This window comes from Xanthomonas sp. GW, from assembly GCF_014236815.1.
GTDB lineage: Bacteria > Pseudomonadota > Gammaproteobacteria > Xanthomonadales > Xanthomonadaceae > Xanthomonas_A.
Genome location: NZ_CP051189.1, coordinates 4434325 through 4446619 on the forward strand (window position 1 = coordinate 4434325; position 12295 = coordinate 4446619).

Annotated in this window: 14 protein-coding genes; 8 read left to right on the plus strand and 6 right to left on the minus strand. The window is 67.8% G+C overall.

What is annotated here, in order from left to right; translation table 11 throughout:
* Positions 1-40 precede the first annotated feature (40 nt).
* Complete coding sequence (locus tag HEP73_RS19100; RefSeq protein WP_185821143.1) at positions 41-439, minus strand: hypothetical protein; 399 nt, start codon at positions 437-439, stop codon at positions 41-43.
* A gap of 138 nt (positions 440-577) precedes the next feature.
* Between HEP73_RS19100 and msrB the strand changes: the two genes are divergently transcribed.
* The 4 genes from msrB (at position 578) to motB (ending at position 3692) form a co-directional block, all read left to right on the plus strand.
* Entirely contained in the window at positions 578-1042 is a 465-nt protein-coding gene (gene msrB, locus HEP73_RS19105; protein WP_185821144.1) for a peptide-methionine (R)-S-oxide reductase MsrB, read from the plus strand.
* A gap of 265 nt (positions 1043-1307) precedes the next feature.
* Positions 1308-1433: a hypothetical protein gene (locus HEP73_RS22675; RefSeq protein WP_255423555.1), complete on the plus strand. Its 126-nt coding sequence runs from the start codon at positions 1308-1310 to the stop codon at positions 1431-1433.
* Between the two features lie 161 nt (positions 1434-1594).
* The gene (gene motA / locus HEP73_RS19110; RefSeq protein WP_185814093.1) at positions 1595-2449 is read left to right on the plus strand and encodes a flagellar motor stator protein MotA; all 855 of its coding nucleotides are present in this window, start codon (positions 1595-1597) and stop codon (positions 2447-2449) included.
* Positions 2450-2459: 10 nt separating this feature from the next.
* Positions 2460-3692, plus strand: coding sequence for a flagellar motor protein MotB (motB, locus tag HEP73_RS19115; RefSeq protein ID WP_185821145.1), 1233 nt, complete (start codon positions 2460-2462; stop codon positions 3690-3692).
* 337 nt (positions 3693-4029) lie between these two features.
* On the opposite strand, the gene HEP73_RS19120 is transcribed toward motB, so the two are convergent.
* Entirely contained in the window at positions 4030-4872 is an 843-nt protein-coding gene (locus HEP73_RS19120; protein WP_185821146.1) for a hypothetical protein, read from the minus strand.
* A 279-nt stretch (positions 4873-5151) separates the two neighbouring features.
* Here HEP73_RS19120 and HEP73_RS19125 point away from each other — a divergent pair, with 279 nt between their 5' ends.
* Both HEP73_RS19125 and HEP73_RS19130 read left to right on the plus strand, forming a co-directional pair.
* Positions 5152-5685 (plus strand): hypothetical protein, encoded by a 534-nt coding sequence (locus HEP73_RS19125; protein WP_185821147.1) that lies wholly within the window; start codon positions 5152-5154, stop codon positions 5683-5685.
* Positions 5686-5693: 8 nt separating this feature from the next.
* A complete protein-coding gene (locus tag HEP73_RS19130) occupies positions 5694-5978 on the plus strand; it encodes a DUF4031 domain-containing protein (RefSeq protein WP_185821148.1) in 285 nt (94 codons plus the stop codon).
* 730 nt (positions 5979-6708) lie between these two features.
* Here the strand turns inward: HEP73_RS19130 and HEP73_RS19135 are convergent.
* A complete protein-coding gene (locus tag HEP73_RS19135) occupies positions 6709-7254 on the minus strand; it encodes a DUF6630 family protein (RefSeq protein WP_185821149.1) in 546 nt (181 codons plus the stop codon).
* Between the two features lie 146 nt (positions 7255-7400).
* On the opposite strand from HEP73_RS19135, the gene HEP73_RS19140 reads away from it, so the two are divergent.
* The gene (locus HEP73_RS19140; protein WP_185821150.1) at positions 7401-7646 is read left to right on the plus strand and encodes a DUF3297 family protein; all 246 of its coding nucleotides are present in this window, start codon (positions 7401-7403) and stop codon (positions 7644-7646) included.
* 66 nt (positions 7647-7712) lie between these two features.
* On the opposite strand, the gene HEP73_RS19145 is transcribed toward HEP73_RS19140, so the two are convergent.
* From HEP73_RS19145 to HEP73_RS19155, 3 genes are all read right to left on the minus strand, one after another.
* Entirely contained in the window at positions 7713-8474 is a 762-nt protein-coding gene (locus HEP73_RS19145) for an ABC transporter permease (RefSeq protein WP_185814100.1), read from the minus strand.
* Entirely contained in the window at positions 8471-9418 is a 948-nt protein-coding gene (locus HEP73_RS19150) for an ABC transporter ATP-binding protein (protein ID WP_185821151.1), read from the minus strand. The genes HEP73_RS19145 and HEP73_RS19150 overlap by 4 nt, the downstream gene beginning before the upstream one ends.
* Before the next feature lie 262 nt (positions 9419-9680).
* Positions 9681-11318 (minus strand): Na+/H+ antiporter, encoded by a 1638-nt coding sequence (locus tag HEP73_RS19155; protein ID WP_185821152.1) that lies wholly within the window; start codon positions 11316-11318, stop codon positions 9681-9683.
* Between the two features lie 251 nt (positions 11319-11569).
* Between HEP73_RS19155 and HEP73_RS19160 the strand changes: the two genes are divergently transcribed.
* Positions 11570-12238, plus strand: coding sequence for a class I SAM-dependent methyltransferase (locus HEP73_RS19160; protein ID WP_185821153.1), 669 nt, complete (start codon positions 11570-11572; stop codon positions 12236-12238).
* The last annotated feature ends 57 nt before the right edge of the window (positions 12239-12295 follow it).

The following is a 12295-nucleotide window of genomic DNA, read 5'->3' on the forward strand; positions in this document are numbered from 1 at the left end:
CACGACACACCCGCTGTGCGGACATGCCTGCGTCGTCGAGCTACTCGTTGATGCGCTGGCCGTCGCCGCTGGGCACGGTGCTGTAGTAACGGCCGCTGCGCGTGTCCAGCACGCGATTGGGACCGACCTGTACCGCGCCGGGAATGACGCGGCCGCCGCGGTCGTAGAGCTTGACCGGCTGCCGGTCGGTTGCGGCATTGACGCCGTTGGCGGATGCCGGCTTGGCCTTGGTTGGCTTGTGCGCGGACGACTGCGAGGACTCCGGGCGGTCGTCCAGGCTGGAACGCACGGGCGCGGCCTTGGGCACCGGTGCCGATTCCAGCGCGGTCGATTGGCGGGTGGCGGTCGGCGACGACGGGGCCGGATTCAGGCTCTGCGCCGTCGCTAGCGCCGGGGCCAGCAACGCGATGGCGGCCATGCGAACGAGGGAAGGATGCACAACAGCTCCGTAGCACGGTGATCGGGAAGCCGACGCTAGCGCAACCAGGGCGCCACGTCGATGCCCCGCCGCTGCGGCTTGATCGCGGCAGCGGCGCCCTCATCTTGTGCCCATCCTTCCGCGCCACAGGCCCCTGCCATGAGCCGATTCGACCTCACGCCACCCTCGCCCGCCGAACGCGAGCGCCTGATCGCCGGGCTCAACGACGAGGAGCGGCGGGTGCTGCTGCAGCACGGCACCGAGGCGCCGTTCTGCGGCGTGTTCCTGGACAACAAGCTGGAGGGCGTCTACAGCTGCCGGGTGTGCGGGCTGCCGCTGTTCCGTTCCAGCGCCAAGTTCGATTCGGGCACCGGCTGGCCCAGCTTCTTCGCGCCCTACCATCCGGCCCACGTGCGCGAGATTCGCGACACCAGCCACGGCATGATCCGCACCGAAATCGTCTGCGCCCGCTGCGACAGCCATCTGGGCCACGTGTTCCCGGACGGCCCGCCGCCGAGCGGCGAGCGGCATTGCCTGAATTCGGTGTCGCTGCACTTCACCGAACAGGGCCAGGCGCTGCCGAACCCGTTGCAGCGCGGCGGCGGCGACACCGAACCGGCCTGAGCGGCGCCGGCCCCACGCCGCGCGATGCGGAGGGGACCATGGGCCCCTTCAGTTGTTTGCCGATCTTGCCGCGCAGCGCATGCGGGTACGGACCCACACCGCAACCCACTCGCACGCACCGCAGTCCTGCAAGCAGATGCGCTGCGCGTGCCATGGCACTGCGGCGATAGCGGCGCAGGCGCATTCGCTACGGCGCGCGAACGTGTGGCACTGCCGATGCACGGCCGTAGCCGGCGTTTGTAATCGAGTCGATACCGACGCTGCTGTGCGCAACGTCGAGGCTCAGGACAACGCGTATCGAGAACATCCGTGCGATACCGCCATGCTTAGCCTGTTCGAGCAACGCGATCCGCGCGAGGCAATGCACCAAGGCAAGGGCGCGATCGGCTGAGGCCAGGCCTCCAAACGCCGGCGTACGTCGCCGCAGCGGCGGCAAAAATGACGCCTTCACATGTGTCTTCACGCAAGCGCGGCCGCGCCGCCGCCTTCAGAAAGCCGCCGCCGGGCCGAAATGGAGGTATCCCCGTTCACGGCTCGCAGGCTGCTTCCGCCATGCTCATCATTGTTGGCTTCCTTGTCGTCATCATCAGCGTGGTCGGCGGCTACGTGCTCTCGCACGGCAAGCTCGGCGCGCTGTGGCAGCCCTACGAATTGCTGATCATCGGCGGCGCGGCGCTGGGTGCGTTCCTGGTCAGCACCCCCGGCAAGATCGTCAAGGCGACCTTCGTTGACATCGCCGGCGTGTTCAAGGGCCCGAGGTACAAGTCCGACGACTACCGCGCCACGTTGACCCTGATCTACGAACTGCTGAACAAGGCGCGGCGCGACGGCTTCATGGCGCTGGAAGATCACGTGGAGAAACCGGCCGAAAGCGCGATCTTCAGCAACTACCCGAAGGTGCTGGCCGACCACCACCTGCTCGACTTCATCACCGACTGCCTGCGCCTGATGATCGGCAGCAACATCGAGCCGCACGAACTGGAACCGCTGCTGGAACTGGAGCTGGAGAAGCATCACCACGAGGCGATGGCACCGGCGCATGCGTTGAGCAAGGTTTCCGATGGCCTGCCCGGCTTCGGCATCGTCGCCGCGGTGTTGGGCATCGTCATCACCATGGGCTCGATCGGCGGCCCGATCGAAGAGATCGGCCATCACGTCGGCGCCGCGCTGGTCGGCACCTTCCTCGGCATCCTGCTGGCCTACGGCTTCGTCGCCCCGCTGGCGGCGGCGATGGAAGCGCGCGCCGAACAGGACAGCCGCATCTTCGAGTCGGTGAAGACCGCCCTGTTGGCCTGCCTGCGCGGCTACAACCCGAAGATCGCGCTGGAGTTCGCACGCAAGACCCTGCCGAGCAACGTGCGGCCGAGCTTCGCGGACTTCGAGACGCACCTGAAGACGATCAAGTAGCGCTGCCGCCATGCCCGAAGCCAAAGCTACCGTCGTCATCCGCCGGGTCAAGAAGGTCCAGGGCGGCGGCCATCATGGCGGCGCCTGGAAGGTGGCGTTCGCCGACTTCGTGACCGCGATGATGGCGTTCTTCCTGGTGCTGTGGCTGGTCGCGGCCACCACCAAGGAACAGCGTATGGCGATCTCCGAATACTTCCGCAATCCCAGCCCGCTGGAGGGCAAAAGCCCGGCGCCGAGTCCGGGCATGGCCGGTCCCGGCGGCGCAAGCACCTCGATGATCAAGCTCGGCGGCAGCGCCGACATACAGCGCGGCAACAACAAGGATCCGTTCGGCAGCAAGAGCCTGACGGGCGACACGGAAAGCAAGACGGCGCAACGCGAGAAGGAAAAGCAGCGGCTGGAAACGCTGATGCAGGAGCTGAAGGAAGCGATCGACAAGAGCCAGGCGCTGGAACCGTTCAAGGACCAGTTGCTGCTGGACCTGACTCCGGACGGCCTGCGCATCCAGATCGTGGACAAGGAGAACCGGCCGATGTTCGACATCGGCAGCGCGGTGCTCAAGCCCTATACCCGCGACATCCTGCACGAGTTGTCCAGCTTCATCAACGAAGTGCCCAACCACATCAGCATCACCGGCCACACCGACGTCACCCAGTACAGCGGCAAGAACGGCTACAGCAACTGGGAGCTGAGCGCCGACCGCGCCAATGCGGCGCGGCGCGAACTGGTGGTCGGCGGCATGGGCGAGGACAAGGTCTCGCGCGTGGTCGGCCTGTCGTCCTCGATCCTGTTCGACAAACAGAATCCGGACAACCCGATCAACCGCCGCATCAGCATCGTGGTGATGACCAAGGACGCCGAGGATGCGGCGCTGGCCGGCAGCGATCACGCGGTGGCGCTGGGCCAGCGGCAGAACGATGCCGACACCAAGGTGCCGGACCTGAGCGCTGGCGCTGCCACTGCACTGCCGGTGCGGGCTGCGACTTCGACCACGGTTGCGACTGCAGTTCCGACTGCGACTCCGGCAGCGAATGCCGCTGCCCCGGCGGCAAACATCGCCAAGCAAGCGACGGTGACGATCGTACCGCCGCGCACCACTTCACCGGAGGCCGCAGCCGACGCCGCCCGCGAAGCGATCCGCGCGGTCAACAGCGTCACCGGCAACACGCCGCGCAGCAATGCCGTGCCGTCGCCGGCAACGGCCGCCGCCGCCGCCGCCGCCGAGAGTCCCGCGCAACGCTGAGGCTTTTCCTCTCGGGTTTACACGACCTGCTGAGCTCCGGCCACGGCCGGAGCTGTTCTGATCGAGCCAGGTCGCGAGCAACTCCTGCAAGAAGCTCGCGGCTATGGCGTCGCGGTTCCCGACTTCGCTCGTCGCGGCTGAAGCCTCTCCTACAAGAGCTCGCGGCGAACTTGCCGGGTGCGCTGTAGGAGGGGTTTCAGCCCAGACAGACAACCAGCAGCGTCGTGGTTCCCGACTTCGCTCGTCGCGGCTGAAGCCGCTCCTACAAGGGGCTCACGGCCAACTTGCCGGTGCACTGCAGGAGGATGGATAACCAGCTAAGCGCCCGCAGCGCGCCTCACTGCGGCAGCGGTTGCGCCACGCCCTGCGCGATCGCCTGGCGGGTGATGCGTTCGATGTCGCGTTGCAGCGCCGCGTTGGCGACCTGCTGGCGCTTTGCCAGCACTTCCTGTTGCTGGGCCAAGCCCTCCTGTTGCTCGGCCAATGCCGATTGGCGCGTTTCCAGAGCGGCCATCTGCTGCGCGAAGTCCGCATGCGCGGCATCGGTACGTGCCGCGGATCGGGCAGCGGCCTGGCCGCCGCTGGCGGCGAGCCGCGCCTGCTCGCTGGCGCGCCTGGCCTCCTCCATCGCCTGGCCTGCCTGGCCCTGTGCGATGGCACCCTGTTGCCGGCCGATCTCGCCCTGGCGCGTGCCCAGCCGCCCCTGCCGCTCGCCCAGTTCGCCCTGTTGCCGCCCCAGCGCTTCGACCGGCGCGTAGGCGGCCTTCAGCTGCTGGATCGTGGCCGCATCGCGCACCGCGTAGCGCTTGCCGTCCCTGCGGATCCACCACAGTGTCTCGTCGCCGTGGCGCGCGCGCCGCGCCTCGCGCAGGTCGTCGCTGCTGCCGTACATGTTGGTGCTGGATTGTTCGAACAACACCGACGCGTTGCGGCGATCGTCGGACAGGGTGATGGTGGAACTGCTCGTCACCCGATGCGCGCCGGCCACGGGCGCGGGCGGCACCGGTGGCACGGGCGGGACAGGCGGCGCTGCGGGCGACGCCGGTTCGGCCGGTTCGGCGATGTCGGTGGTTGCATCCTGGGCGCTCGCCGGCACGGACGCGATCGCACCGGCCGTGGCGCCGGCCAGGACCAGCAATGCGGCGCCGCGGCGCCAGAGCGGGATGTTCGAGTGCAGCATGGCGGATCTCCTTGTGGGCATGACGGATGGACGAAGCGATGGCCTGGGCCGTGGCGACCAGCGGCCCGAGCGGCGACGCGAACCGCGCGTTGCCGAGCTCCGCAGATGCACTTCTGCCGGGGCTGTGACTCCGCTGCTCGCGCAGCGGGCAACGGCGCCAGGGCCGAATAGCTACAGCTGTAGTCAAACTAGCCATGCCTACAAATGTAGTCAAGCCTGCCGAAGGTCATGCCCGGCCGCCCCGCTTACAATGGCGGTCACTCCGCGAGCGAGACGAACGTGTCCAAGCAATCCAAAGCCAAGCGCGACAAGCGCAAGAAGCAGCAACCCAAGCGCGCATTTGCCCGACTGGGCCGCGACCAGCCCATCGCCAACCACGCCGTGCTGCAGGACGAGAGCGGCCGCGTGCTGGCCGCGATCGGCCTGCAGGGCACCGAATGGCTGCTGTCGGTCGGCGGCCAGACCATGGGCAACGCCGACAACCCGGTGCCGATGCTGGCGATGCTCAAGCATCTGGCCAACGTGCAGGAGCAGGAAGGCAACACCATCACCCTGGACTATTCGACCCAGTTGCAGCAGATGATCGACGACCTTGCCGCCGACGAGGGCAAGACCGCGGCCGAGTATCTGGACGCGCTGGTCGCCGAGTTCGCCGAGAGCGATGGCGACGCGACCGAAGAAGAAGATGGCGTTGCCGAGGCGGGCGACGATGCTGCCGATGACGCGGATGCCGAGGCATCGGCGGGCAAGGCAGAAAGCGACGCGGTGGCGACCCCGGACGCCGACGCGGACGGCAAGCACAAGCCAGCCTGATCGGCGCGATGGCGGTCTACATCGACGATGCGGTGCATCCCTGGCGCGGCCAGCGCTGGGGCCACCTGCTTGCCGATACGCTGGACGAACTGCATGCGATGGCGGCGCGGCTGGGCATTCCCCGCCGCGCCTTCCAGAACAAGCTCAGCGGCGCGCACTACGACGTGCCCGCCGCCTTGCGCGACGAAGCGATCCGGCTCGGCGCGGTGCCGGTGTCCCGGCACACCGATCGCGTCCTGATGAAGGCGCTGATCCGCCAGGCCCGCGCGCAGGCGCGCGGCGAGGCCGATTGAATATTTATTGCGACATCGGAGTACGGCGCATGGCTGTGGCGCGGGCTTGCGGATGCGTTGGGGCGTCGCTTCGGGCAGCGGCCGTCGCGGTTGCTGCTCGCGGCTCCGCTCGTCGCGGCTGAGGTCGCTCCCACAGGGAGGTGCGGATGCTCGCTGGTGCACTGCTTCGGATGCCTGGCTGGTGTGCTGTAGGAGGGGCTTCAGCCCGACATTCGCCGAAAAAGCAGTGCAGTTCCTGGCTCCATTGTCGCGGCTGAAGCCGCTCCTACAAAGAGCTTGCGGCAAGCTGGCTGGGTGCACTGTGGGAGGGACTTCAGTCCCGACTGCATCCCAAACCGGAAAATCCACCGCTTCGCTCGTCGCGACTGAAGTCGCTCCCACAGGGAGCTGCGGATGCTCATTGGCGCACTGCTTCGGATGCTTGTCTGGCGCGCTGCAGGAAGGCCTTCAGCCCCGACATTCGTTGAAAAAGCAGTGCAGTTCCGGGCTGCATTGTCGCGGCTGAAGCCGCTCCTACAGGGGGCTTGCGGCAAGCTGCCTGGGTGCACTGTGGGAGGGACTTCAGTCCCGACGCGTTTAGGCGTCGGGACGCTCACCGCTCATTTGTCGCGGCTGGCGCCGCTTCTCCACGCGCTTGCGACAGACGACAGCGCGCTTCGCGATGTCACCGCGGTTCGCAATGCCACCGCTGCATACAGGGTCAGCAACGCCAATCCCTGGCCGACCGCGCCTAGAACGGATCGCTGCCCGGGCGCAGGTCGATGCCCAGGATCGCGGCCAGGCGCTGCATGTCCTCGTCGTCGCGGCTGAGCGCCATCCAGCCGGCGCGGTCGTCGTTGCCGGTGTCCCAGCACCAGATGCTGTAGCCGTATTCGCGCAGGCGGTCGTAGGCCACCGCCAGCAGCGAGGCGGTGTCGTGGGCGCCGAGGAAGTCCTCGTCGTCGATGTCGCCGCCCCAGTCCAGGCGCAGGTTCCAGCGCGCGGCCAGTTCGTTGATCGCGCCGATCAGCGCTTCGCGGTCGCCGCCGTCCACGTAGAAGCCGGAGGTCCAGTCGATGGCGTCCTTCAGCGTCCACAGCCAGCCGTCGCCGTCGCTCTCCACCTCGCCCGCCGCCTCGCGGTAGGCGTTGAACTGGCGCAGCGCGGTCTCGTCGTCGCCGGGATTGATCAGCAGCAGCAGGTTCCAGATCAGCCCCTGCTGGGTATCCGGATCGTCGTCGTCCGCGTCGCTGCTGAGGTCGTCGGGGTCTTCGTAGTCGGCGCTGTTGTCGGGCATGGCGGCGGATCGGGCAGTGCGGGACGCGCAGTGTGACGCGCCGGGCGCGGCGACGGAAGCGCGACGAAACTCGGCAGCGACGCCGCAGGCGTTTATCCTTCGCCCCCGGAAGACGGCGCCACCCGCCGCCAAGCGAACCCACGACGATGAGCGATACCCCTCCCGATCACCTGGCGATCAGCCCGCAGAGCCCGTTCCACAACGCCGAGGCGCTGGCACGCGGCGTCGGCATCCGCTTCAACGGCGTGGAGCGCGACAACGTGGAGGAGTATTCGCTCAGCGAAGGCTGGATCCGCGTGCAGGTCGGCAAGGCCCGCGACCGCCGCGGCAATCCGATGACGATGAAGATCAACGGCAAGGTCGAGGCGTACTACCTGGAAAAAACCGACTGAGCGCAGCTCACGGCCGGCGCGCTCGGCGATCCGCAGCGGGCGCGGCTGCCGAGCGCGACCGCCGGCTCAGGACTTGAGCCGGTAGCCGCTGCGGAAGATCGCCCAGACCACGAGCAGGCACAGCGCCAGGAACACCGCGGTCATGCTCGCGCTGACCGCGATGTGCACGTCGGCCTTGCCGAAGAACGCCCAGCGGAAGCCGCTGACCAGGTACACCACCGGGTTGAACCAGCTGATCTTCTGCCACAAGGGCGGCAGCATGCTGATCGAGTAGAAGCTGCCGCCGAGGAAGGTCAGCGGGGTCACCACCATCAGCGGGATCACCTGCAGCTTCTCGAAGCCGTCGGCCCAGATGCCGATGATGAAACCGAACAGGCTGAAGGTCAGCGCGGTCAGCACCAGGAAGCCGAACATCCACAGCGGATGGGCGATCTCGTAGGGCACGAACGCGCGCGCGGTGAGCAGGATCAGCAGGCCCAGCAGCACCGACTTGCTCGCCGCCGCGCCGACATAGCCGATCACCACCTCCCACCATGCCACCGGCGCCGACAGTACCTCGTAGATGGTGCCGGCCCAGCGCGGCATGTAGATGCCGAACGAGGCGTTGGACACGCTCTCGTTGAGCAGCGACAGCATCACCAGCCCGGGGATGATGTAGGCGCCGTAGCTGATGCCGTCGATGGCGCCCATGCGCGAGCCGATCGCCGCGCCGAACACCACGAAGTACAGCGAGGTCGACAGCACCGGCGAGGCGATCGACTGGGTCAGCGTGCGGAAGGTGCGTGCCATCTCGAAACGGTAGATCGCGGCGATCGCATGCAGGTTCATGCGCGCGCCTCCGTGCGGCCGGCGGCCGGGCGCACCAGGTTGACGAAGATCTCCTCCAGCGAGCTTTCGCTGGAATGCAGGTCCTTGATCTCCACGCCCTGCTCTTCCAGTTGCCGCAGCAGGCTGCCGATGCCGGTCTGCTCGGCCTGCACGTCGTAGGTGTAGGTCAGCACGGCGCCGTCGGCGGACAGTTCCAGCGGCTGCGCGGCCAGCGCCGCGGGCAGCGCCGGCAGCGGCGCCTGCAGGGTCAGCGCCAGCTGCTTCTTGCCGAGCTTGCGCATCAGCGTGCGCTTGTCCTCCACCAGCACCAGCTCGCCGCGGTTGATCACCCCGACCCGGTCGGCCATGTCCTCGGCTTCCTCGATGTAGTGCGTGGTCAGGATGATGGTGGTGCCTTGCTCGCGCAGGCGCCGCACCATCTGCCACATGTCGTGGCGCAGCTCCACGTCCACGCCGGCGGTGGGTTCGTCCAGGAACAGGATGCTCGGCTCGTGCGCCAGCGCCTTGGCGATCAGCACACGCCGCTTCATGCCGCCGGACAGGGTGGAGATCTTGCTGTCGCGCTTGTCCCACAACGACAGTTCGCGCAGCACCTGCTCCAGGTAGGCAGGATTCTTCGGCTTGCCGAACAGGCCGCGGCTGAAGCGCACCGTCGCCCACACCGTCTCGAACGCATCGGTGGCCAGTTCCTGCGGCACCAGACCGATCTTGGCGCGCGCGGCGCGGTAGTCGCGCACGATGTCGTGGCCGTCGGCCAGCACGGTGCCGGAGCTGGGATTGACCAGGCCGCAGACCACGCTGATCAGCGTGGTCTTGCCGGCGCCGTTGGGCCCGAGCAGGGCGAAGATCTCGCCGCGCTGGATGTCCAGCTCGATGCCTTTCAGCGCCTGAAAACCGCCGGCGTAGGTCTTGGTGAGCTGCTGGATGGAAATGATCGGCGACACACGAACTCCTTGCGCAGCGGTCGGGCGCTGCGAACGCCGACAGGGTAGAGGTCCGCCACGCTCCGATAAACCGCGTTAGGCGGAAGCAGTCTCCCGCATGCGGGATAGTGGTGAGGCCGGGATTCGGGAATGGGGATTCGGGATTGGAAAAGCCTAGCAGCAACGACGTCACGGACATGGCAAGCTCCAGCGTCCGCCGGCCGGGCCGGCATCCAGCGCGGCGCTCCTCAAATCCCCAATCCCGAATTCCCAATCCCGGCTCTCAATTTTTCCGCCGCGCCTCCAGCAGATCCAGATTGCGGATCAGCCGGCGCGCGATCTCGTCGGAGATCCTGCGCTGGCGGGTCAGCTTGAACAGCTCCTGGCGTTCGGCCTGCAGGCCGGCGTGGCGCAGCTGGCGCAGCACGTCGTCCAGCCGCCGCGCTTCTTCCGGGTCGCTCTCCATCGCCTCGCCGTGGTCGAGATGGCGCTGGTACAGGGCGCTGACCCGGATCGCCGCCTCGTTGTAGAGGTCGGCATGTTCGCTGTCGTGGACCAGCCGCTGGCGCAGTTTCTCCACCGCCACCAGCGCCGCGCGCGAGGATTCGCGCCGCGCCAGGTCCTCCTCCAGGCGGTCGCTGGGTTCCTCCGGCAGCTCCAGACCGCGCAGCAACCGCGGCAGCGTCACGCTGGCGACCAGCAGCGAGGTCACGATCACCGCGCTGGCCAGGAAGATCACCAGGTCGCGCGCCGGGAACGCGGCGCCGGTGGGCAGCAGCAGCGGCAGGGTCAGCACGCCGGCCAGGGTGATCGCGCCGCGCACGCCGGCCAGCGAGGCCGCCACCACGATCCGCCACGGCGGACTGAGATGCGCCTCGCCGCGGCGCCGCGCCTTGAGCAGATTCCAGCGCAGCGACAGCCACACCCACACGAAGCGCAGCAACAGCAGGCCGACATAGATCGCCAGCGCATAGCCCAGCAGCCACCACGGATTGAGGTGCCCGGCCTCGTCGATGTTGTGCACCGCGCCCTGCACGATCCCCGGCAACTGCTCGCCGAGCAGCACGAACATGATGCCGTTGAGGGTGAACTGGACCATGTCCCACACCGCCGAGCGCTGCACGCGCATGCTGCCCGGGGCGCGGCCGCTCAATTCCACGTAGCTCATGCTGATGCCAGCGGCGACCGCGGCGAGGATGCCGGAGGCGTTGATCGCCTCGGCCAGCAGGTAGGCGGCGAACGGCAGCAGCAGGTTGACCAGGATCGCCGCGCCGGGTTCCTCGCCGACCTGGCGCCAGATCCAGCGCTGCGCCAGGCTCGCGCCCAGGGTCACGCCGACGCCGGCGGCGACGCCGACCAGGGACACCCACAGGAAGGTCAGCGAGGCGTCGGCCAACGAGAACGTGCCGGTCATCGCCGCGGCCACCGCGAACTGGAAGCAGACCAGGCCCGACGCATCGTTGAGCAGCGATTCGCCCTCCAGGATATGCATCAGCCGCTTCGGGATCGGCGCCCGCGCCGCGATCGAGGACACCGCGATCGGATCGGTCGGCGACACCACCGCGGCCAGCGCGAACGCCACCGCCAGCGGCATCGCCGGGATCATCCAGTGGATCAGGAAGCCGGCGCCGACCACGGTGAACACCACCAGCCCCAGCGCCAGCTCCAGGATCGCGCCCTTGTCGCGGAACAGGCCCTGCTTGGGGATGCGCCAACCGTCCAGGAACAGCAGCGGCGGCAGGAACAGCAGGAAGAACAGCTCCGGCTCCAGCGCGTAGCCCTTCTTGAACACCCCGGCGATGACCGCACCCAGACCGATCTGCACCAGCGGCAACGGCAGCGAGAACGGCAGCACGCGCACCAGATAGCCGCTGGCCACCACCGCCAGCAACATCGCCAACACCACTTCGATCGAATGCATGCTCGTCCGGACGGCGGCGCCGCGCCAGGCGCGCACCATGAATGGGGGAAGCGGCAAGCAAAGCGCACCGCAGGCGCGATGTCCAGTGGCAGGCACACGCGGCATTTAGGCGGCGGCCCGGAACAACGCGGGCGCTACGCCCGGGTGGCGGGCAAACCTGCGCGATCCGGCGCCGCAGCGCGGCACGCGCTACCATCGAAGCGATCCGCACGCAGACCCGAACCCAGCGTGCCGCCGCCGTCGGAGACTCCATGCTCAGCATCCAAGAACTCAACCGTTTCATCGACGACCCGGCGGTGAGCGACAACGTCACCCAGGTCTGGAACCTGATCGGCGCGCATTTCGAACAGGCCCAGGCAAACCTGCCGGCCGAACAGGCGATGCCGCGGCGCGAACTGTCGTTCCACGACCACGTGCGGCTGTTGGGGTATCTGTGCCTGCTGCTGGAGGGCATCCCCGGCGACCTGGTGGAGATCGGCGTGTGGAAGGGAAAATCGCTGGTGCTGATGAACGAGATCAGCAATCGCCAGCGCCGGGTGATCGGAATGGATCCGTTCGCCTTGCCGAACCAGTTCGAGGAATTCAACCACTACCGCCAGCTGCTGCTGCCCAATGCGCAGTTCATCCGCGGCTACTCGGAGTTCTGCGCCCAGCACTTCTACAACATGAAACCCGAAGTGGCCTTGCTGCATATCGACGGCGGCCACACCGGACGCAACGTGCTGCTGGATTTCCTGCTGTATGCGCCCAGCGTGGTGACCGGCGGGTTCGTGGTGTTCGACGACTACGGCGACCACCAGCACTCGCCGGAAGTCGGCCCCGCGGTCGACCTGCTCCGGGCCACCGGTTACTTCAACGACTTCCATGTGCTGGGCTGCGCGCATGGGTTCGAGAACAGCTACGTGCTGCAGCGGCGCTGAGGCAACGGCGCTGTGTCCATCCGGCGCCTGCCAACCCTGGCAGGCGGCGCTGCCTGC